Here is a 20817-nt window from a genome sequence, read left to right on the forward strand (position 1 = left end):
CGAGCGATGCTGAGCTACATGATCCGCCGTCTCGGCTACGGCCTGCTGATACTGATTGGGGTGAACCTGTTCACCTTCTTCCTGTTCTTCTCGGTCAACACGCCCGACGATATGGCCCGCCTGAACATCGGCGGCAAACGTGTCACCCAGGAGCAGATCGTCAAGTGGAAGGCCGAGCGCGGCTATGACAAGCCGCTGTACTGGAACGAGGCCGAGGCCGGCGCACACAAGCTGACCAAGACGATTCTGTGGGAGCGTTCTGTCTCGCTGATGATGCTGGACTTTGGTCGCTCGGACGCGCGCCAGGCCGTCAATATCGGGCACGAGATCAAGACCCGCATGGGGGTCAGCCTGCAACTGGCGGTGCCTCTGTTCATCCTCCAGGTGATCGTCAGCACCGCCTTCGCGCTGATGTTGGTGTTCTTCCGCAACACCCGCATCGACTTCTGGGGCGTGGTGCTGTGCGTGTTGATGCTGTCGATCTCCAGTCTCTTCTACATCATCGTCGGCCAATACTTCTTCTCGCGCCTGCTCAAGCTGGTGCCGATCAACGGCTATGCGCCGGGCCTGGACGCGATCAAGTTCCTGGCCCTGCCGATCGCGTTGTCGCTGCTGGCGCGGCTGGGCGGCGAGGCGCGGCTGTACCGGGCGATGTTCCTGGAGGAGGTCGGCAAGGACTATGTGCGCACCGCGCGGGCCAAAGGCCTGTCCGAGCAGATCGTGCTGTTCCGCCATGTGCTGCGCAATGCGCTGATCCCCATCATCACCAGCGCCGGTGCCTATCTGCCCTATGTCTTCATGGGCAGCCTGGTGTTCGAGAGCTTCTTCGGCATCCCCGGCCTGGGCGCCTTCGTGATCGAGGCCATCACCGGCCAGGACTTCGCCATCGTGCGCACCATGGTCTTCCTTGGTGCGGTGCTCTACATCGCGACCAATGCGCTGATCGATATCGCCTACACCTGGGTCGACCCCCGGGTGCGTCTGGCCTGAACGGATAGATCGCTGACCATCATGGGATTCAAGCTTGTTTTCTTGTGGACCGATGTGGCGCTGTGGGCTTTGTTCGCCGCGCTGCTCGCCTATGTGTTGCGCATTCGTTCGCATCCAACGCTGCGTGCCACTTGGAGCCGCGTACTGCGCGACCCGGCCGCCGCCTCGGCTGGCCTGGTGATGCTGCTGTTTGTGCTCGTCACGGCGCTGGACAGCGTGCACTTCCGTCGCGCGCTGCCGGCGCAGAACGCACAGGTCTTCTACGACACCCGCACCGAGTCGCTGCTGGACCTGGCGCTGACGCGCCAGATCGAGATGCGCGAGACCACCTACTCGGCGCCGCTGGCCTATGTCGGCCTGAACAAGGAGAGCGTCACCGACGCCGCCGGTAAGACCACGCGCGACTTTCCGCGCCTGAGCTTTGGTGGCGCGCACTTGTCGGACCCGGCGGCCGACTGGGCAGGCGACGTCGGTCGGCGCGCGCTTGGCGGCATGGCCGCCGGCCTGTTGCTGGCCCTGCTGGCGGCGCTTGCCACTGCGGCGGCGCTCGCGGCCGGGCACGGCGGCTTTGCGCGGGCCTGGCGCGATCTGCTGGCCGACCGCACCCACTACCCGCTGCGTGCGCTACTGCTGACCCTGGGTGCGGCTTTGCTGCTGATCGGCCCGACGGTGGCATTGATGGGGCACTACCACGTGTTCGGTACCGACCGCACCGGCAACGATGTGCTCTACCAGGCCCTCAAAAGCATACGGACCGCTTTTGTGATCGGCGCGATCTCGACGCTGGCGACCCTGCCGCTGGCCCTGGTGCTGGGCATTCTGGCCGGCTACTTCAAGGGCTGGGTCGACGAGGTGATCCAGTACATCTATACGACCTTGAGTTCGGTGCCCAATGTGCTGCTGATCGCCGCCTGCGTGCTGATGGTGCAGGTATTTCTGGACAAGAACCCGGAGCTGTTCGAGACCGGCGCTGAGCGCTCGGACCTGAAGATGTTCCTGCTTTGCGTGATCTTGGGCGTGACCGGTTGGGCCGGGCTGTGCCGGCTGGTTCGGGGCGAGACGCTGAAGCTGCGTGAGCTTGACTATGTGCAGGCGGCCACCGCATTCGGCGTCAGCCATGGCCGCATCATGGCCCGCCACATCGTGCCCAATGTGATGCATCTGGTGCTGATCACCGTGGTGCTGAGCTTCTCCGAGCTGATCCTCTACGAGGCGGTGCTGACTTATGTGGGCGTCGGCGTCGACCCCAGTATGAACAGCTTCGGCGGCATGATCAATCTGGCCCGCTCCGAGATGTCGCGCGACCCGGTGGTGTGGTGGAGCTTTGTAGCCGCCTTCGGCTTCATGGTGACTCTGGTGCTGGCCGCCAATCTGTTCGCCGACGGTGTGCGCGACGCCTTCGATCCGCGTTCGCGCAGCCTGCGTCCGCGTGTGCTGTCTCTTGCGAAGAAGTAAGAAGCCATGTTGAAGATTGAAGATCTGAAGGTGGCGCTGGACGCCGATGCCGGCCTGGTGCGCGCCATCGATGGCATGCGTCTGGCGATCACGCGCGGCCAGACCTTTGCGCTGGTCGGCGAGTCGGGCTGTGGCAAGAGCATGACGGCGCTGGCCCTGATGCGCCTGCTGCCCGACAACGGCCGCATTACTGCCGGCCGGTTGGACCTGGAGGGTGAGGATGTGTTCGGCCTGCCCGAGGCGCAGATGCGCTCGGTGCGCGGTGGCCGCATCGGCATGATCTTCCAGGAGCCCTCGACCAGCCTGAACCCGGTGATGCGTGTCGGGGCCCAGATCGTCGAGGCCATCGAGGCGCACACGCCGCTGCGCGGCGCGGCGGCCCGGGCCAAGGCGATCGACTGGCTCAAGCGCGTGGGCATTCCCGAGCCCGAGCGCCGTATCGACGAATATCCGTTTCGCCTGTCGGGTGGACAGAAGCAGCGCGTGATGATCGCGATGACCCTGGCGGCCGAGCCGGATTATCTGATCGCCGACGAACCGACCACGGCACTGGATGTGACCATCCAGGCGCAGATCCTTGACTTGCTCAAGGACTTGCAGCGCGAGCGCCAGTTGGGCGTGCTGTTGATCACCCACGACCTGGGCGTGGTCTCGGGCATGGCGCACCAGGTCGCGCTGATGTATGCGGGCCAGATCGTCGAGGTCGCGCCGGCCGAGGAGTTCTTCGCCGCGCCCAAGCACCCCTATGCGCGACTGCTGCTGCAGGCGCTGCCGGACGCGGGCAAGCGCGGCGAGGCCCTGGCCGCGATTGCCGGCACCGTGCCGCCGCTGTGGATGGAGTTCAGCGGCTGCCGCTTCGCGCCACGCTGCGACCGAGTGATGCCGGCCTGCCACGACCAAGTGCCCGAGCTGACGGCGCTGAGTGCTACCCACCAGGTGCGCTGCCGTCTCTATACTCACCCTGGCGAGGCGCTGCCGGTGCCGGCCGCGGCGGCGGCGGCTATCGCGCGGCCGGCCGTGCCGGCCAGCGACCCGGACAAGCCCTTGCTGGAGGTCAGGAATCTGCGGGTGCGCTTTGCCTTGAAGCGTGGCCTGCTGGAGCGCGGCGCCCCGCGATACTTCAATGCGGTGGACGATGTGTCCTACCGTATCCTGCCGGGCCGCACGCTGGCCCTGGTCGGCGAGTCCGGCTGTGGCAAGACCACCTCGGGCAAGGCCATCGTGCAGTTGCTGCGCACTCAGGCTCAGATCGAGGGTCAGGCCTTGCTCGACGGGCAAGATCTGTTTACCTTGCAAGGCGATGCGCTGCGCGAGGCGCGCCGTCAGGTGCAGATCATCTTTCAGGATCCGTTTGCCTCGCTGAATCCGCGCATGCGGGTTTACGAGCTGCTGGAAGAGGGGGTGCAGGCCTTGCGGCCCGATCTCGATGCGGCGGCGCGGCGGCGCAATCTTGAACTGCTGGTCGACCAGGTGGGCCTGCGGCGCGATGCGCTGGAGCGTTTCCCGCACGAGTTTTCCGGCGGCCAGCGCCAGCGCATCGCGATCGCTCGGGCGCTGGCCGTGGAGCCGCGCCTGATCGTCTGCGACGAGCCGACCTCCGCGCTGGATGTGTCCGTGCAGGCGCAGATTCTCAATCTCTTGCGCGATTTGCAGCGCGAGCGAGGCTTATCCTATCTGTTCATCACTCACAATATCGGCGTCGTCGAATACATCGCCGATGAGGTGGCGGTGATGCAGTCGGGGCGCATCGTCGAGGCCGGCGGCAGTGCTGCCGTGTTGGGGCATCCGCAGAGCGACTACACGCGCACGCTGTTGGCGGCGGTACCTCGGGTGCAGCACCGCGATGTGCAGGCCGGCGTACCGGGCTGAGGGCACGCCGAGCTCGACCGCGCGCCGTGTGGGCGCTCAGCACCCTGTTTCAAGGGGTTCATGGTGAAAACCCTGAATTCTTAGGCCGGTCCGCCGGCGAAAGTACCAGTAAGATACCACTGTGGGTTCGGCGTTGAAAGTGAAGATCAGGATACGCCGGAGTTTCAGTGTGTAAGCGCTTGGTCAGCTCGGGTAAGCCCCATGCCGGTTGGCCGGGTCAACTCGTTTATGATCTAGGCCGCTTCATGGTCCGGTGATCTGTAGTTTAACTACAACGCTGTTCCGACTTGAAGAACCGCCCGCGGGCCACAAGCCAGTGGGCATTTTTGTTGAGTGTGGGTTCCCATCGTGCCCCGAGTGATGAGTTGTGATGTCCATTCTGCAGCCAGCAGATGCACCCGAGCCGCAAGCATGTTGCGGCTGCCAGCGAACGGCGCCTCTGTGCCCGCCCCTGGTGTCTGGTGCAGTCTCTCGCACAGCCGGCAAGAACTGCTCCGAGCTCCGGTCTGAGTTGGGGCTCGTAGGTTTCTAAGCAGGCGCTGTGTAGAGCCGAACTCCCCGCATATGTCGATGAAAAAGTTTCGCAGTCTTATGAAGGAGCGCGCATGAACTTTGCGCAGGAGAAGCAAGGGGCGTCCCGCTTTACAGGTATCGGTATCGTGATCGTGATTCACGTGCTGATCATCTGGGCGTTGGCCAGCGGTCTGGCCCGCAAGGCCGTCGAGGCGATCAAGGGTCCGATCGATGTGAAGGTGGTGGAGGAGAAGGTCAAGCCGCCGCCGCCGCCGGAGAAGGTCGTGCCGCCGCCGCCGGACATGAAGGCACCGCCGCCGCCGTTCGTGCCGCCGCCCGAGGTGCAGGTGACGGCGCCGCCGCCGCCCAACGCGATCCAGGCACCGGTCAGCAACACGCCGCCGCCGACGCGTGAGGTGGCCGCTGCGCCGCCGCCAGCCCCGGCACCGGCGCCCGCACCGGCCCCCAAGCCCGCCAAGATCACGGCCGGCATGGTCTGCACCAAGATGGGCAAGCCCGAGGTGCCGGCCGTGAACTGGAGCGGTGATGCTTTGTTCAAGGTGCTTGCCACGGTCAAGGCCGGTCGCGTCAGCTCGATCGAAGTGACCAGCTCGCAGATGCGTGGTGGCAATGATCGCAAGGTGCAGCGCGCCCTGATCGCCGCCATCACTGACACGCTGCAAAGTACCTACGAATGCCCGGGCGACCACGTGTTCGAGCAGGAGTTCCAGTTCCGCATCGAATAAGCAAGACCCCATTTTCCGGGCGACCGGGCAGGGCCAGAGCCCGCCCCGGTGCCTCTCAACCGACAACCGATCTCTCGATCTCTATTGCGTAGGAGTTGACTCCATGATCTCTCGTATCTCCGGCCTGTTCGCCGCAATCGCATTTGCCGCGACCCTGGCTGCATCCCCTCTGGCCGCTCACGCCCAAGCCGCTGACGCTGCCTCCGCCCCGGTGGAGGCCGCTGCGCCCGCAGCGCTGGACGCTGCCGCTCCGGCCGCGCCCGCTGCCAAGGCCGAGCCGGCTGAGAACCCTTATGGCCTGAAGGCCATGATCGACCACGGCGATGCCGTGTCCAAGGGCGTGTTGTTGCTGCTGGTCATCATGTCCATGGGCAGCTGGTACATCCTGATCACCAAGCTGTGGGACACCCAGAAGCTGGCGACCGAGGCCAAGAGCGTGCGCGTGAGCTTCTTCAAGAAGGCCAGCCTGGCTGAAGGCGTCAAGGGCCTGAAGGAAGGCAGCGCATTCCGCTTCATCGCCGAGTCGGCGATCGAGGCCTCCGAGCACCATGAAGGCGCGCTGACCGAGAACATCGACCACAGCAGCTGGGTGACGATGAACGTCGAGCGCGCTGTGGGCGAAGTCAACAGCCGCGTGCAGACCGGCCTGGGCTTCCTGGCCACTGTCGGTTCGACCTCGCCGTTCATCGGCCTGTTCGGCACGGTGTGGGGCATTCTGCAAGCGCTGACCGCCATCGGCGTGGCCGGCCAGGCTTCGATCGACAAGGTCGCGGGCCCGGTGGGTGAAGCGCTGATCATGACCGCCATCGGTCTGGGCGTGGCAGTGCCGGCCGTGCTGGGCTACAACTGGCTGGTCAATCGCAACAAGGCCGTGATGGGCCAGGTGCGTGCCTTCGCTGCCGACCTGCACGGCGTGCTGATGGGCAACCGTTCGGTCGCCAAGCGCTAAGCCGCTTCGACCCGGAGCATTAATCATGGGCATGAACGTCGGATCCTCTTCCGGCGATGACGAAGTGGTCTCGACCATCAACACCACGCCACTCGTGGACGTGATGTTGGTGCTGTTGATCATCTTCCTCATCACCATTCCGGTGGTGACGCAATCGGTGACCTTGTCTCTGCCCAAAGAGACCAATGTCGTGCGCGTGACCAAGCCGGAGAATATCGAGCTGGCGGTGACCAAGGACGGCGACGTCTACTGGAACACCGCCCTGGTGCCGGACAGCGAAGCGCTGGTGGCGCGACTGAAGAAGGTGTCGGTGCTTGACCCGCAGCCCGAAGTGCATATCCGTGGCGACGAGAAATCGCGCTACGAATCGGTGGGGCGCGTGATGGTGGCCTGCCAGCGTGCGGGCATCGTGAAGATCAGCTTCGTCACCGAGCCTCCGGCGCGCGGTGGTTGAGGCGAGGAGCTAGAGCATGGGAATGAATGTAGGCAGCTCGTCCGGTGGTGACGAACCCGAGGTGATGCTGGACGTCAACACCACGCCGCTGATCGATGTGATGCTGGTGCTGCTGGTGATGCTGATCATCACCATTCCGATCCAGCTGCACTCGGTGAACCTGGACATGCCGGCGGGCAACCCGCCGCCGCCGACCAAGGAGCCGGTGGTGCACGAGGTCTTCATCGACTTCGACGGCACGGTCAGCTGGGACGGTGTGGCGCTGGCAAATCATGCCGAGGTCGAGGCCAAGCTGGCCGAGATCGCGGCGGAGCCGGACCAGTCCGAGATCCACATCAAGCCCAACAAGCTGGTCGAGTACGGCAATGTGGCGGCGGTGATGGCGGCTGCTCAGCGGCTCGGTGTCAAGAAGATGGGCATGGTCGGCAACGAGCAGTTCATCGACTGATGCAGGCATGATCGAACGAACGCGCTGCCCGCAAGGGCGGCGCGTTTTTTTCTTAGGAGAATGCAATGATGAAGTTCAAGACCCTCGCTAGCGTCGCCGTCGGTACTGCGGCCTTTGTGTTCGGCGCCGCCCCGCAGGGCGAGCTGGGTTTCGCCAGCGCCGCGGCCCAGGCCGAGTCAGTGCGTCCCGAGGTGGGCAAGCACCTGAAGGACGCTGCTGCGCTGATCAAGAGCGGCAAGTACAGGGAAGCGCTGGCCAAGGTGCGCGACGCTGAAGGCGTGTCAGGCCGCACTGCTGCTGAGAACAATGCCATTGAAGGCACACGCTTCTCTGCCGCGATGGGTGCCAACGATCCCGATTCGATGGCCCGCGCCTTCGAAATTTTGAAGCCCCGCCTGGCCGGTGCTCAGCAATTGCAGTACATGGAGGCCGTGGCCGGCACCTACTTGCGCGCCAACAATGCGCCGAAAGCGCTGGAGTGGGCCAACAAGTACTTCGCCGCCGGCGGCTCGAGCGGCACGATGAAGACGGTGCAGCAGCAGGCTCAGTTCAAGTCGGGCGATATGACGGCTGTGCTGAAGGACACGCTGGCCGAAGTGCAAGCCGACGAGCGTGCCGGCAAGGCGCCGTCGCAGGATAAGCTGAATCTGCTGCTGTACGCGGCGCAGAAGAAGAACGACGTCGCCACCGAGGCACTGGCCACCGAGAAGCTGCTGAATTACTACCCGCGCAAGGAGCTGTGGGCGCAGATCCTCGGCGGTCTGCCGCAGAAGCGGGGCTTCTCGCCGCGCTTTGGCCTGGACGTGTTCCGCCTGAAGCTGGCGACCGGCAATATGCGTGATGCCAACGACTATATGGAGATGGCTCAGCTGGCCGCCCAGGCCGGCTATCCGGAAGAGGGCAAGCAGGTGGTCGAGAAGGGGCTAGCTGCCAATGTGCTGGGTCAAGGTGCTGAAGGTGCGCGGCACAAGCGCCTGCTGGACCTGATGGTCAAGCGCATCGGTGAGGCCAAGGCTGCCCAGGCGGGCGCCGAGCAGGCCGCCGAAGCTGCCAAGGAAGGTGACGCTTTGGTCTCGCTGGGTCTGGCCCAGGTCTTCCGTGGCGAGGCCGCCCATGGTCTGAAGCTGGTCGAGGCTGGCATCGCCAAGGGGAGTCTGAAGCGCCCCGACGATGCCAAGCTGTATCAGGGCTTGGCCTTGTTCACGGCCGGTGACATCGCCAAGGCTCAGACCGCCTGGCGCGGCGTCAAAGGCAATGACGGCGCGGCCGAACTGGCGCGCCTGTGGACCATCCATTCGCGCAGCGCCAAGAAGTAAGGCCCGCTGTGGGTTGTATCGCCTGAGTGCATGAGAAACGGCCTCCTCGGAGGCCGTTTCCTTTGATCGAGAGCGCTGCTTACTTCGGCGCCAGCCGGATCGCACCGTCCAGGCGAATCACCTCGCCGTTGAGCATCTCGTTAGTGATGATCTGGTTTACCAGCTTGGCATAGTCTTCGGGCGTGCCGAGGCGGGACGGGAAGGGGACGCCGGCGGCCAATGCGTCCTGCACCTCCTGCGGCATGCCGAACAGCATCGGCGTGCCGAAGATGCCGGGCGCGATGGTCATATTGCGGATGCCGTTGCGCGCCAAATCGCGGGCGATGGGCAGGGTCATGCCGACCACGCCGCCCTTGGAGGCTGCATAGGCCGCCTGACCGATCTGGCCGTCATAGGCAGCGACCGAAGCGGTCGAGATCAGCACGCCGCGCTCCCCGGTGCTCTCGGGCTCATTCTTGCTCATGGCCTCGGCGGCCAGGCGGATCATGTTGAAGCTGCCGATCAGATTGACGGTAACGACTTTGCTGAACAAGGCCAACGCATGGGCGCCTTCCTTGCCGACTGTCTTGGCGGCTGGTGCGATGCCGGCGCAGTTCACCAGGCCCATCAGCTTGCCCATCGCGACCGCCTTGGCGACCACGGCCTGGCCATCGGCCTCCTGGCTGACGTCGGCTTTGACGAAGGCGCCGTGCAACTCCTTGGCCAGCGCCTCGCCGCGCTCGACCTGCAGATCGGCGATCACGACCATCGCGCCTTCGCGCGCCAGCATGCGAGCCGTGCCTTCGCCCAGGCCCGACGCGCCGCCGGTCACGATGAATACCTTGCCTGCGATGTCCATAAAGTCTCCTGTTTTGATTACGTTGACGTAAACGTCAATTGTCGATCAAGAAAAAGCCGCTGAACAGCGGCTTTGTCAGATCTGGCGTGCAGCTGCTTCAGCTGAGAGCGGCCAGCGCGCGTGCGGTGATCTCGTCGACCGAGCCCAGGCCCTCGATGCGGCGGTACTGCGGTGCGTTGGCATCGCCCGAGGCGGCCCACTGCGAGTAGTAGTCGACCAGTGGGCGGGTCTGGGCCTGGTAGACGTCCAGGCGCTTCTTGACGGTCTCTTCCTTGTCGTCCTCGCGCAGGATCAGATCCTCGCCAGTGGCGTCATCCTTGCCTTCGACCTTGGGCGGGTTGAACTTGACGTGATAGGTGCGACCGGAGGCCACATGGACGCGGCGGCCACTCATCCGTTCGATGATGGCGCTGTGCGGCACATCGATCTCCAGCACGAAGTCCAGCTTGACGCCGGCGGCCTTCATCGCATCGGCCTGAGGGATGGTGCGGGGAAAGCCGTCGAACAGAAAGCCCTTGGCGCAGTCGGTTTGTGCAATGCGCTCCTTGACCAGGCCGATGATGATGTCGTCGCCGACCAGGGCGCCCGAATCCATCACCTTCTTGGCGGCCAGCCCCATCTCGGTGCCTGCCTTGACGGCGGCGCGCAGCATATCGCCAGTAGAAATCTGCGGGATGCCGAACTTTTGGCAGATGAAAGCGGCTTGGGTGCCTTTGCCAGCGCCGGGGGCGCCAAGAAGAATCAGTCGCACGGGGTCTCCTCGATTTTCAATGGAAAGGGCGGCCAGCCATGAAGGAAGTCGCCCTTGCAAACTGCGGGCGAGGATAGCATGGGAGGGCCTACGCCCCGCTGACGCGGGACGCGGTTGTCATGCCTGTGTAACTCAGGCGCCGGCCTGGACCAGGGCGCGTACCCGCGCCAGATCCTCAAGCGTGTCGACGCCGGGTCCAGGACGCTCCGCGCTGATGTGCACCGCGATGCGCTCGCCATGCCAGAGCACGCGCAATTGCTCGAGCGACTCGATCTGCTCCAGCGGGCTGGCCGCCAGACTCGGGAAGCGGCGCAAGAAGCCGGCCTGGTAGGCGTACAGCCCGACATGGCGCAGGGCCGAGCCGGGCCGGGGGCCTGAACCGTCGCGCCAGCAGGGAATCGGCGCGCGCGAGAAGTACAGCGCCGTGCCGCGTGCATCGGTCACCAGCTTGACCACATTCGGATTGGTGAACTCGGCCCGGCCTTGCGCTGTGTCGTCCAGCGCGTGGGCTACTGTGCTCATCACGCAATCGCTGCGCTCGCGCAGCAGCGCAGCGCAGGCGTCGATCATGGTCGGCGCAATCAGTGGCTCGTCGCCCTGCACATTGACAACAAGATCGCTGCCGTCCAGCCCCAGTTGCTCGCAGGCTTCGGCCAGCCGGTCGCTGCCGGAGGCATGGTCGGCCCGGGTCAGCAGCGCGCGTACGCCATGGGCGTGGCAGGCTGCCAGGACCTCGGGTGCGTCGCTTGCGACCACCACCTCTCGGGCCTGCGACAGCGCTGCGCGCTGCGCGACCCGCACAATCATCGGCAGACCGCCGATATCGGCCAGCGGCTTATTGGGCAAGCGCGTCGAGGCCAGCCGTGCCGGCACGATGACCGTGAAGCCCTGGCTCATTGCGGCGCGTCCAACACCCGCGCCTCGCTCTCCAGCATCACCGGGATGCCGTCGCGCACCGGGAAGGCCAGGCGGTCGGCATGGCAGATCAGCTCGCGATCACCGCTGCCGTCGCCGCTGCGCTGATGCTCCAGAGGCCCTTTGCAAATCGGGCAGACCAGCATTTCCAGCAATCGGATGTCCATAGCTATCGTTCTTCTATTTCAGCAGCGCCTGCAACACTTGCTGCAGTGCGCGCTCAAAGGAGTCGTCGGGCCTGAAGTCTAGCGCCACCACCCAGACCCGGGTGCGACCCAGGCGCTCGGGTCGCAGCTTGACAGCGTCTTTCTCGGTCAGCAAGACATCGGCGGTGTCGGCCGGCCAGGGCAGTTCGCTGAAGTCGTGATGGTCGGGCAAGGGCAGGGGCAGGATGTCCAGCCCCTGGGCGCGCAGCATCGTGAAGAAGCGCTCCGGCTGTGCCAGACCGGCGGCCGCCAGCACCGGGCGGCCGCGCAGGCCTTGCAAGGCCTGCGGATCGACCGCTGCGCCCTGCCACCATGCGGTCAGTTCCACCGCGCCGGCAAGGTGGCGTCGCGCCAGGTGGCCTGGCAGCTCGGTGCTGGGCGCGCCGGCGTTGTACAGCACCAGGCTGGGCTCGGCGCTCATGGCCCGGCGCTGGCGCAGCGGCCCGGCCGGCAGCAGCCGGCCGTTGCCCAGGCCGCGCTCGTCGAACACCAGCACGCTCAAGCTCCTCGGCAGCCGCCAGTGCTGCAGCCCGTCGTCGCTGATGAGCAGGCGTAGCTCGGGCTGCACGGCCAGCAGCGCACGGGCGGCAGCCACCCGGTCGCGGCCCACGGCCACCGGCGCGCCACTGCGCAGATGGATCAGCAGCGGCTCGTCGCCGACCTCGTTGGCCGCGCTGGTGCGCCCGACCAGACGGACCTCGTCGTTGTCGCGTCCATAGCCACGCGAAATCACACCGGCCGCAATGCCCTGGGCCTGCAGCAGTCGCAGCAAGGCCAGCGTCGTGGGGGTCTTGCCGGCGCCGCCGACAATCCAGTTGCCGACCACGATGACCGGAACTGGCAAGGCCTCGGCACGCCGCAGGCCGAGCCGGTAGAGCAGGGCGCGGATCTCGATCAGCAGCCCGTAGATCCAGCCCAGCGGGCGCAAGGCCTGGGCCAGCGGGCCGCCTTCTTGCCAGGCCCGCTGCAGGCGCTCGGCGAGGCTCATCGGGCTACTTCGCGGCGTCGCCCTGGGCGGCAAAGGTCAGGCGGTTGAGCCCTGCGCGGCGTGCCGCATCCATCACGTTGACGACGGCCTGATGGGCCGCGTTGGCATCGGCCGAGATGATGATCATGGTCTCGGGCTGGCCGGCGCTGGCCTGTTGCAGCGCGGCGGCCAGCAGTTCCGGCGTGCGGCCCTCGACAGTCTGGCGGTTCACCGCATAGCGACCATCGGCCGAAATGGCGACGATGATCTCGCGCGGCCGCTCCTGCAGCTTGTCGGCATTGGCCGTCGGCAGCGTGACCTGAAGCTCGGTGAAGCGGGAATAGGTGGTCGACAGCATCAAGAAGATCAGGATCACCAGCAGCACATCGATGAAGGCGATCAGATTGATCTCGGGCTCGTCGGCCTTGCGCTGGCGGAACTTCATGGGCCGGGGCGCACCGCGGGCTGTGCGGTCTGGGTGAAGCGCGTCAGATGATTCATGAAGCGCTCGCTGGCCTGCTCCAGCTCCAACACATAACCCTCGACCACGCCACGGAAATAGCGATAGCACATCAGCGAGGGGATCGCGATGATGAGGCCGAAGGCGGTGTTGTACAGCGCAATCGAGATGCCGTGTGCCAGCTGCGCAGGGTTCGCGCCGCTGGGGCTCTGGCTGCCGAAAATCTCGATCATGCCCACCACCGTGCCCAGCAGGCCCAGCAGCGGCGCGGCCGTCGCTATCGTGCCCAGCGTGTTCAGATAGCGCTCGAGCTTGTGGATGGCGGACCGGCCGGCCAGCTCGAAGGTCTGGCGCAGCCTGGCGTCGGGAATGCGTGGATCGGCGATCACCGCACGCAGCCCGCTGGCAAGCAATTGGCCCAGCACCGAGTTCTCGGCCAGCTTGTTGACGATCTCTGCGCTAGGCAGGTGCTGGTTGGTGACGCTGAGCACCTCATCGAGCAGGGTGGGCGGCGCGATGCGCGCGCTGCGCAGGCTGGCCAGTCGCTCGATGACCAGGGTCAGTGCCACCACGGAGCACAGGAGCAATGGCCAGATCGGCCAGCCGGCGGCTTGTATGATCGAAAACAAAGGCGCTCCCTCTTGAGAAGACAGGGCCGACCGTTAACCGGCCCGCCGCGATGCGCGCGATTATGGCCCGAAGGCGGGCCTGCTTCGGCAGTCTCGGCGTCAGGTCTTGCCCGCAGATCCGAACAGTCCACTTTCGCTGTGGATAACTTTGTGGGCAAGCCGGCCCGGTGGCCCGCCGAGGCCCGAAAAATCAAGGGCTTGGACAAATTGCTCATTTTTTAGGCATGAAAAAAGACTTGAAAAACAAGCGTTTATGCGCGTGTGTCATATCCGTGACGCGCCGAATAGTCCGCCAGGCCCCATCTGGCGCGGCTGTGGAGTTCTGCCCCCGCGCCAGCCATGGGTTTGCGCATGATTGATGCCCTCCAAGCCGCGCCAGGCCGCATGGTCTGGGGTGTCGCAGCCCTGCTGCATGCGGTCTCCGATGCCTTGCAGACCCGCTTTGCGGTCTGTGTGGTGCAGGGCGAGATTTCGGGCTTCACACGGGCGGCCAGCGGCCATTGTTATTTCAGCCTGAAGGATGCCCAGGGGCAGAGCGCACTGCTGCGCTGTGCGATGTTCCGTCGCGCTGCTGGGCTGCTGGACTTCGCGCCCGGCGACGGTCAACTGGTCGAGCTGCGCGGCCGGCTGACCCTGTATGAGCCGCGCGGCGAGTTGCAGTTTGTCGTGGAGAGCATGCGCCGCGCCGGGGCCGGTGCGCTGTACGAGCAGTTCCTGCGCCTGAAAGCCCAGCTAGAGGCGCTGGGCTTTTTCGCGGCGGACCGCAAGCGACCGCTGCCGGCCTTCCCTCGGCGCATCGGCGTGATCACCTCCACCGCCGGTGCCGCTCTGCACGATGTGCTGACGGCGCTGCGCCGCCGTGCGCCGCAGGTCGAGGTCGTCGTTTACCCGAGCCCGGTGCAGGGTGCCGAGGCGCCGCCGGCCCTGGTCCAGGCTGTGTTGACGGCGAATGCGCGCGCCGAGGTCGATGTGCTGTTGCTGTGCCGCGGCGGCGGTTCGCTGGAAGACCTGTGGGCCTTCAATGACGAGCGGGTGGTGCGCGCGGTGGCCGAGTCGGGCCTGCCGGTGGTCTGCGGCGTCGGCCACGAGACCGACGTGACGCTGTGCGATCTGGCCGCTGACCTGCGCGCGCCCACCCCCACCGCCGCCGCAGAGCTGGCCGCCCCGGCCCAGGCCGGCGAGCTGGCCCGGCTGCAGGCGCTCGCGGGCGCGCTGATGCGCCGCATGGACCAGCGCCTGGACGCTGCCGCCCAGCGGCTGGATCGCGCGGCGCTGCGCCTGGCTCGGCCGACCGAGGCCTTGCAGCATCAGCGTCGTCGCCTCGCCTTGCTGGCCCAGCGCTGGGGGCAGGCCTTGCCCCGGACGGTGGAGCGGCACATCCAGTCGCTGGATCGCCTGCAGGAGCGACGCGACCGGGCGGCCGAGAACCTGCTGCAGCGCCATGGCACGCGACTGGACAGCCTGCAGGCACGGCTGCAGGCGCTGGACCCCAAGCGTGTGCTGTCTCGCGGCTACGCCTGGCTGGACGACGGCCAGGGGCGCGCGCTGAGCTCGGTGCACCAACTGAAGCCGCAGACCCAGGTGCATGCGGTGCTCGCTGACGGCGAGGCGCAGCTGCAGGTACTCGCCACAAAGCCAAGGGCATAGCCAAGCTGCCTACAATCGTAGCCGGACTGAAGTCATCCACCCGAACGATCGATTGAAGAGGAGTTGATATGGAACATACCTTGCCCGCTTTGCCCTATGCCAAGGACGCCCTGGCGCCGCACTACAGCGCCGAGACGCTGGAGTTTCACCACGGCAAGCATCACAACGCTTATGTGGTCAACCTGAACAATCTCCAAAAGGGCACTGAGTTCGAGACCAAGACCCTGGAAGAGATCATCAAAACCTCCAGCGGCGGCATCTACAACAACGCGGCCCAGATCTGGAATCACACCTTCTTCTGGAACTGCATGAAGCCCCAGGGCGGCGGCGCACCGAGCGGCGCGCTGGCCGATGCGATCAACGCCAAGTGGGGCAGTCTGGACGCTTTCAAGGAAGCCTTCACGAAGAGCGCGGTCGGCAACTTCGGTTCCGGCTGGACTTGGCTGGTCAAGAAGGCTGACGGCTCTGTGGACATCGTCAACACCGGCGCTGCCGGCACGCCGCTGACCACCGCAGACAAGGCACTGCTGACCGTCGACGTGTGGGAGCATGCCTACTACATCGACTACCGCAATCTGCGTCCCAAGTTCGTCGAGGCCTTCCTGAACCACCTGGTCAACTGGGAATTCGCGCAGGCCAATTACGCCTGAGCGTCACTGCCTTTGAGCCTGAGCCGGTCTTGTACCGGCTTTTTTCATGATCGGGCCAAGTCTTGCCTGTAGTATGGGCCGTCATCGCGAGGGTCGCGGTGCCTCTACGGGGAGATGTGGCGATGGGACTGTTCAGCAAGATTCTCGACAAGCTCGGTTTCGGCTCTGATGCAGCCGAGCCGGCTCCTGCGGCGGACGTGCCCGCCGCGGCGCCAACTGCGCCGGCGGCACCGGCCGCCCCGGTGGCGATCTCGGCGGTGGATGTGGTGGCGCAGCTCGAAGCGCTGGCCGCCAAGAGCCCCGAAAAACTCAACTGGAAGCTCTCCATCGTCGACCTGATGAAGCTGCTGGCTTTGGACAGCAGCCTGGGTGCGCGCAAGGAGCTCGCCACCGAGCTGGGTTGCCCCGCCGACAAGATGGGCGACTCGGCCCAGATGAATATGTGGCTGCACAAGACCGTGCTGCAGAAGCTGGCCGACAACGGCGGCAACATCCCCAAAGAGCTGCTCTGAGGCGGCGGGCCGGGCCAGCGCTTACTGCCAGGGCTTGCCTCTGAGCTTGGTGCCGGCCTTGATGCCGCGCTTGGCGAACCAGCCCTGGTTCATCTCCAGCGCATAACGCACCGGCTTGGCCGAGCAGTGTGAGGCCTCGGACATGGCCTGCATCTCGGCGATGTTGACGATGCTGCCGTCATCGGCGACGAAAGCGATCGAGAGCGGCAGCAAGGTGTTCTTCATCCAGAAGCACTGCACGCCGGCCTCTTCGAAGACAAAGAGCATGCCGGCATTGGTGGGCATGCTGGGCCGGTGCATCAGGCCGATGGCGCGCTGCTCCTGAGTTTGGGCCACCTCGGCTTGGATCAGGTGCATGCCCGCAGTCAGCGGGGTGACGGGCAATTGCTGAGGCTTGTCCTGCGCCTGGGCCAGGCCCAGGGCGAGAACCAGTAGGAGAGTTGCGCTTGTCTTGATATAAGTCATGTCGAAGAAGGCGAGTTCTTTTTAGATTATGGGCTGACAAGAGGCACACACGCCGACCCATGAGCGCATCGACCCTGACCGAATCCCTGCCTGCCGGCTTTGGCCGGCCTGAGCTTGGCTTGACGGCCGGCTCGGAAGTGATCGATCAGCGCGAAGCCCAGGCCGCTTTCACCGAATGGTCCGGCGAGGACCGGGCCACCTCGCAATTGCGGCTGGCCGGCATGCACTGCGCCGCCTGTGCCGGCATCATCGAGCGCACCTTGCTGGCCGAGCCCGGGGTGCTGGGTGCCGAGGTCCACGCGGCGGCTGAGCGGCTGCAGCTGCGCTGGAATCCGCAGCAGGTGCGGTTGAGCCAGTTGCTCGGTGCTGTGGCGCGGGCCGGCTACGAGGCCCAGCCTGATGTTGCCGCGCCGGCGCGTCAGTTGCGCCAGCGCGAGAAGCGCCGTGCGCTGTGGCGCCTGTTCGTCGCCGGCTTTCTAATGATGCAGGTGATGATGCTGGCCTGGCCCATCTACGTGGCCGCGCCCGGCGAGATGAGCGCCGATCTGCAGCATCTCTTGAACTGGGGTGCCTGGGTGCTGAGCCTGCCGGTGCTGCTGTTCTCGGCCGGCCCTTTCTTTGCCAGCGCATGGCATCAGCTGCGTCAGCGCCGCCTGGGCATGGATGTGCCGGTGAGCCTGGGCATTGCCGTGACCTTTGTGGCCAGCAGCGGTGCCACCTTTGATCCGGGCGGGCCGTTCGGCCATGAGGTCTATTTTGACTCGCTGACGATGTTCGTCTGCTTTTTGCTGGCCGGTCGCTGGCTGGAGCTGTGCGCGCGCCATCGCGTCGCCGAGGAACTGGAACGCGCCACGGCCGGCCTGCCGGACTGGGTGGAGCGCATTGAGCCCGATGGCAGCAGCAGCCGGGTCAGCCCGGCCCTACTGCGCGTCGGCGATCTGCTGCGTATCGCGGCCGGCCAGGCCTTTGCCGCCGACGGCCGCATTGAGCAGGGCCGCAGCGAGGCCGACGAGGCGCTGCTCAGCGGCGAGTCGCGGCCGGTGCCCAAGACGGTGGGTGACGAGGTCGTGGCCGGCAGCATCAATCTGAGCGGTTCGCTGCTGGTGCGGGTCTTGCGCGTCGGCGCCGATACCCGCTTTGACGCCATCGTGCGCCTGATGCGCAAGGCCTTGACCCAGCGCCCGGCCGAACTGCGGCTGGCCGATCGGGTAGCCGGCCCGTTTTTGTGGACGGTCCTGGCGCTGGCAGCCGGCGCGGCCCTGGTCTGGAGCCAGATCGATCCGCAGCGCGCCGTCTGGGTCGCGGTCTCGGTGCTGATCGTCACCTGCCCCTGCGCGCTGTCGCTGGCCGCGCCTTCGGCCTGGCTGGCCGCTGCGGCCGCGCTGGCGCGGCGCGGCATGTTGCTCGCGCGGCTGGACATGCTGGAGCGGCTGGCCCTCGTCGACACCATCGTGCTTGACAAGACCGGCACCTTGACCGAGGAGGGCATGGTCTTGCTGCAGAGCTGGCCGGCCGAGCCTGGTGCGCTGATCGCCGAGGCCGCCGCGCTGGCCCAGCACTCCCAGCATGTGTTCGCGCGCGCGCTGGCGGCTGCGACTGCCGCGGCGCCGACTGACTGGCGCGATGTGCAGGAGCTGCCGGGGCGCGGGCTGCAGGCTTTGGACGCCGGGGGGCAGGTCTGGCGGCTGGGAGCGCCGGCCTGGGTGGCTGAGGGTCAGGTCTTGCCGAAAGACTCACCCCTGCCCGAGGCCCAGCTGTGCTTTGGCCGGCCCGGCGAGTCGATGCTGCTGCTGCAGTTCGGTGAGGTCTTGCGGGCCGATGCCCGCGAGGCGGTCGCGCGGCTGCACGAGCAGGGCCTGCGTACCTTGCTGCTGTCGGGCGATGCGCCCGAGCGCGCCGCGGCGATGGCGGCGCGGGCCGGCATCACGGCGGTACAGGGCGGCGCCAGCCCTGAGGACAAGTTGGCGACAGTGACACAGCTGCAGGCCGAGGGCCGGCGCGTTCTGATGCTGGGCGACGGCATCAACGATGCGCCGGTACTGGCGCGTGCCGATGTCAGTCTGGCGATGGGGCAGGGCGCGCTGATCGCACGCGCGCAGGCCGATGGTGTGCTGCTCTCTGGCCGGCTGGTCGATGTGGCGCTGGCCCGCGCGCTTGCGCTTCGCACCCGCCGCGTGATCCGGCAGAACCTGGGCTGGGCGGCGCTCTACAACGCCACTTGCATTCCGCTGGCGCTCGCCGGGCTGCTACCGCCCTGGGCTGCCGGCCTGGGCATGGCGGCCAGCTCGCTGCTGGTGGTGATGAACGCTTACCGCCTCAGGCGCTGACGAGGCAGCTCACACGATGGACATTCTTTATCTCTTGATCCCGATGTCGGTGCTGCTGGTGCTGGGCATCGTGGGCCTGTTCGGCTGGGCGATCAATAGTGGTCAATTGGACGATCTGGAACGCGAAGGCGAACGGATCTTCGAGGGGGAAGCGGCCGGGGTTGATGGCGATCAAGCCTCCCGAGCGCTGGCGGGCAGACAATTTTCTGCATCTGAGGAAGACAGGAGCGAGAAGCATGTCAATGGCTAGTGTTTCGCAGCCGGCCGCGCCGGCGAGGGCTGCCGGGATTTCGGGGCCCCATTACGAAGACGGTGTGGTGCGGGCGTTCGCGCTGGCCGCCGTGCTGTGGGGTGTGGTGGGCATGCTGGTGGGCGTCATCATCGCCGCCCAGTTGGCCTGGCCGGAGCTGAACTTCGGCATCCCATGGCTGAGCTATGGCCGCTTGCGGCCGCTGCATACCAATGCGGTGATCTTTGCCTTCGGCGGCTGCGCACTGTTCGCGACCGCCTATCACGTGGTGCAGCGCACCGGCCAGACGCGGCTGTTCGCGCCGGGTCTTGCCTGGCTGACCTTCTGGGGCTGGCAGCTGGTGATTGTCGCGGCGGCGGTGACGCTGCCGCTGGGCCTGACCAGCGGCAAGGAATACGCCGAGCTGGAGTGGCCGATCGACATCCTGATCACCGTGGTCTGGGTCAGCTACGCCGTCGTGTTCTTCGGCACTGTGGGCACGCGCAAGGTTCGCCACATTTATGTGGCGAACTGGTTCTTCGGCGCCTTCATCATCGCGGTGGCCCTGCTGCACTTGGTCAACAGCGCGGCGATTCCCGTCAGCTGGACCAAGAGCTATTCGGCCTACGCAGGCGTGCAGGACGCGATGGTGCAGTGGTGGTACGGCCACAACGCTGTGGGCTTCTTCCTGACCGCCGGCTTCCTCGGAATGATGTACTACTACATCCCCAAGCAGGCCGGCCGGCCGGTCTACAGCTACCGCCTGTCCATCGTCCACTTCTGGGCGTTGATCTTCACCTATATGTGGGCGGGCCCGCACCATCTGCACTACACGGCGCTGCCGGACTGGGCGCAGAGCGTGGGCATGGTGTTCTCGCTGGTGCTGCTGGCGCCCAGCTGGGGCGGCATGATCAACGGCATCATGACTCTCAGCGGTGCTTGGCACAAGCTGCGCGATGACCCGATCTTGAAGTTCCTGATCGTCTCGCTGAGCTTTTACGGCATGTCGACCTTTGAGGGGCCGATGATGTCGATCAAGACGGTCAATGCGCTGTCCCACTACACCGACTGGACCGTCGGCCATGTGCACAGCGGTGCCTTGGGCTGGGTGGGCCTGATCTCGATGGGCTCGCTTTACCACCTCATCCCGCGCATGTATGGCCGCACTGAGATGTTCAGCAAACGCGCGATCGAGCTGCACTTCTGGGTCGCGACCTTGGGCATCGTGCTCTATATCGCCGCGATGTGGATCGCCGGCGTGATGCAGGGCTTGATGTGGCGCGCGGTCAATCCGGACGGCACCCTGGTCTACACCTTTGTCGAGAGCGTCAAGGCCACCTATCCCTTCTATGTGATCCGTCTGCTGGGCGGCTTGCTGTACCTGGGCGGCATGCTGATCATGGCCTGGAACGTGGTGATGACGATGCGTGCCGGGCGACCCGAACCGGTTCGCATCCCCGCCGTGGTGGCGCATGCCTGAG

At 65.9% G+C, this 20817-nt stretch carries 22 protein-coding genes; 14 read left to right on the forward strand and 8 right to left on the reverse strand.

Annotated features, from left to right (window positions below; translation table 11 throughout):
* The first annotated feature begins 6 nt into the window (after positions 1–6).
* The 8 genes from OOZ63_RS20400 to OOZ63_RS20435 all read left to right on the forward strand — a co-directional run bounded on the left by OOZ63_RS20400 (position 7) and on the right by OOZ63_RS20435 (position 8740).
* A complete protein-coding gene (locus tag OOZ63_RS20400; RefSeq protein ID WP_266007447.1) occupies positions 7–990 on the forward strand; it encodes an ABC transporter permease in 984 nt (327 codons plus the stop codon).
* A 21-nt stretch (positions 991–1011) separates the two neighbouring features.
* Positions 1012–2445 carry an ABC transporter permease gene (locus tag OOZ63_RS20405; RefSeq protein ID WP_266007448.1) on the forward strand — a complete coding sequence of 478 codons (1434 nt, stop codon included), beginning with the start codon at positions 1012–1014 and terminating at the stop codon, positions 2443–2445.
* Between the two features lie 6 nt (positions 2446–2451).
* Complete coding sequence (locus OOZ63_RS20410) at positions 2452–4314, forward strand: ABC transporter ATP-binding protein (RefSeq protein ID WP_266007449.1); 1863 nt, start codon at positions 2452–2454, stop codon at positions 4312–4314.
* Positions 4315–4919: 605 nt separating this feature from the next.
* Entirely contained in the window at positions 4920–5573 is a 654-nt protein-coding gene (locus tag OOZ63_RS20415) for an ABC transporter substrate-binding protein (RefSeq protein WP_266007450.1), read from the forward strand.
* A gap of 103 nt (positions 5574–5676) precedes the next feature.
* Positions 5677–6522, forward strand: coding sequence for a MotA/TolQ/ExbB proton channel family protein (locus OOZ63_RS20420; protein ID WP_266007451.1), 846 nt, complete (start codon positions 5677–5679; stop codon positions 6520–6522).
* Between the two features lie 25 nt (positions 6523–6547).
* Positions 6548–6976, forward strand: coding sequence for an ExbD/TolR family protein (locus OOZ63_RS20425; protein ID WP_137942211.1), 429 nt, complete (start codon positions 6548–6550; stop codon positions 6974–6976).
* 16 nt (positions 6977–6992) lie between these two features.
* Positions 6993–7424 (forward strand): ExbD/TolR family protein, encoded by a 432-nt coding sequence (locus OOZ63_RS20430; protein WP_266007452.1) that lies wholly within the window; start codon positions 6993–6995, stop codon positions 7422–7424.
* 65 nt (positions 7425–7489) lie between these two features.
* Positions 7490–8740 (forward strand): hypothetical protein, encoded by a 1251-nt coding sequence (locus tag OOZ63_RS20435; RefSeq protein ID WP_266007453.1) that lies wholly within the window; start codon positions 7490–7492, stop codon positions 8738–8740.
* Between the two features lie 79 nt (positions 8741–8819).
* On the opposite strand, the gene OOZ63_RS20440 is transcribed toward OOZ63_RS20435, so the two are convergent.
* From OOZ63_RS20440 to OOZ63_RS20470, 7 genes are all read right to left on the reverse strand, one after another.
* Positions 8820–9578 (reverse strand): 3-hydroxyacyl-CoA dehydrogenase, encoded by a 759-nt coding sequence (locus OOZ63_RS20440; protein WP_266007454.1) that lies wholly within the window; start codon positions 9576–9578, stop codon positions 8820–8822.
* Between the two features lie 97 nt (positions 9579–9675).
* A complete protein-coding gene (gene adk, locus OOZ63_RS20445) occupies positions 9676–10329 on the reverse strand; it encodes an adenylate kinase (RefSeq protein ID WP_266007455.1) in 654 nt (217 codons plus the stop codon).
* Positions 10330–10461: 132 nt separating this feature from the next.
* On the reverse strand, positions 10462–11226 hold the full coding sequence (gene kdsB / locus OOZ63_RS20450) for a 3-deoxy-manno-octulosonate cytidylyltransferase (RefSeq protein WP_266007456.1): 765 nt from the start codon (positions 11224–11226) through the stop codon (positions 10462–10464).
* Positions 11223–11411 (reverse strand): Trm112 family protein, encoded by a 189-nt coding sequence (locus OOZ63_RS20455; RefSeq protein ID WP_266007457.1) that lies wholly within the window; start codon positions 11409–11411, stop codon positions 11223–11225. The genes kdsB and OOZ63_RS20455 overlap by 4 nt, the downstream gene beginning before the upstream one ends.
* A 13-nt stretch (positions 11412–11424) precedes the next feature.
* Positions 11425–12438 (reverse strand): tetraacyldisaccharide 4'-kinase, encoded by a 1014-nt coding sequence (gene lpxK, locus OOZ63_RS20460; RefSeq protein WP_266007458.1) that lies wholly within the window; start codon positions 12436–12438, stop codon positions 11425–11427.
* Between the two features lie 4 nt (positions 12439–12442).
* Positions 12443–12862 carry an ExbD/TolR family protein gene (locus OOZ63_RS20465; protein WP_266007459.1) on the reverse strand — a complete coding sequence of 140 codons (420 nt, stop codon included), beginning with the start codon at positions 12860–12862 and terminating at the stop codon, positions 12443–12445.
* The gene (locus tag OOZ63_RS20470) at positions 12859–13506 is read right to left on the reverse strand and encodes a MotA/TolQ/ExbB proton channel family protein (RefSeq protein ID WP_266007460.1); all 648 of its coding nucleotides are present in this window, start codon (positions 13504–13506) and stop codon (positions 12859–12861) included. Before OOZ63_RS20470 ends, OOZ63_RS20465 begins: the two co-directional genes overlap by 4 nt.
* A gap of 351 nt (positions 13507–13857) precedes the next feature.
* Between OOZ63_RS20470 and xseA the strand changes: the two genes are divergently transcribed.
* The 3 genes from xseA to OOZ63_RS20485 all read left to right on the forward strand — a co-directional run bounded on the left by xseA (position 13858) and on the right by OOZ63_RS20485 (position 16315).
* Positions 13858–15153: an exodeoxyribonuclease VII large subunit gene (gene xseA, locus OOZ63_RS20475; RefSeq protein WP_266007461.1), complete on the forward strand. Its 1296-nt coding sequence runs from the start codon at positions 13858–13860 to the stop codon at positions 15151–15153.
* Between the two features lie 68 nt (positions 15154–15221).
* The gene (locus tag OOZ63_RS20480; protein WP_137942222.1) at positions 15222–15803 is read left to right on the forward strand and encodes a superoxide dismutase; all 582 of its coding nucleotides are present in this window, start codon (positions 15222–15224) and stop codon (positions 15801–15803) included.
* A gap of 122 nt (positions 15804–15925) precedes the next feature.
* On the forward strand, positions 15926–16315 hold the full coding sequence (locus OOZ63_RS20485; protein WP_266007462.1) for a DUF3597 domain-containing protein: 390 nt from the start codon (positions 15926–15928) through the stop codon (positions 16313–16315).
* Positions 16316–16336: 21 nt separating this feature from the next.
* Here OOZ63_RS20485 and OOZ63_RS20490 read toward each other — a convergent pair whose 3' ends face one another.
* A complete protein-coding gene (locus OOZ63_RS20490; RefSeq protein WP_266007463.1) occupies positions 16337–16780 on the reverse strand; it encodes a DUF192 domain-containing protein in 444 nt (147 codons plus the stop codon).
* A 59-nt stretch (positions 16781–16839) separates the two neighbouring features.
* Here OOZ63_RS20490 and OOZ63_RS20495 point away from each other — a divergent pair, with 59 nt between their 5' ends.
* The 3 genes from OOZ63_RS20495 to ccoN are packed head-to-tail and all read left to right on the forward strand — an operon-like array spanning position 16840 to position 20816.
* Complete coding sequence (locus tag OOZ63_RS20495) at positions 16840–19107, forward strand: heavy metal translocating P-type ATPase (protein ID WP_266007464.1); 2268 nt, start codon at positions 16840–16842, stop codon at positions 19105–19107.
* 16 nt (positions 19108–19123) lie between these two features.
* On the forward strand, positions 19124–19357 hold the full coding sequence (gene ccoS, locus OOZ63_RS20500; RefSeq protein WP_266007465.1) for a cbb3-type cytochrome oxidase assembly protein CcoS: 234 nt from the start codon (positions 19124–19126) through the stop codon (positions 19355–19357).
* Positions 19350–20816, forward strand: a complete 1467-nt coding sequence (ccoN, locus tag OOZ63_RS20505) for a cytochrome-c oxidase, cbb3-type subunit I (RefSeq protein ID WP_266007466.1) — start codon at positions 19350–19352, stop codon at positions 20814–20816. The genes ccoS and ccoN overlap by 8 nt, the downstream gene beginning before the upstream one ends.
* Position 20817 lies beyond the last annotated feature (1 nt).

It is taken from the genome of Paucibacter sp. PLA-PC-4 (assembly GCF_026241155.1).
Taxonomy (GTDB): domain Bacteria; phylum Pseudomonadota; class Gammaproteobacteria; order Burkholderiales; family Burkholderiaceae_C; genus Roseateles_E.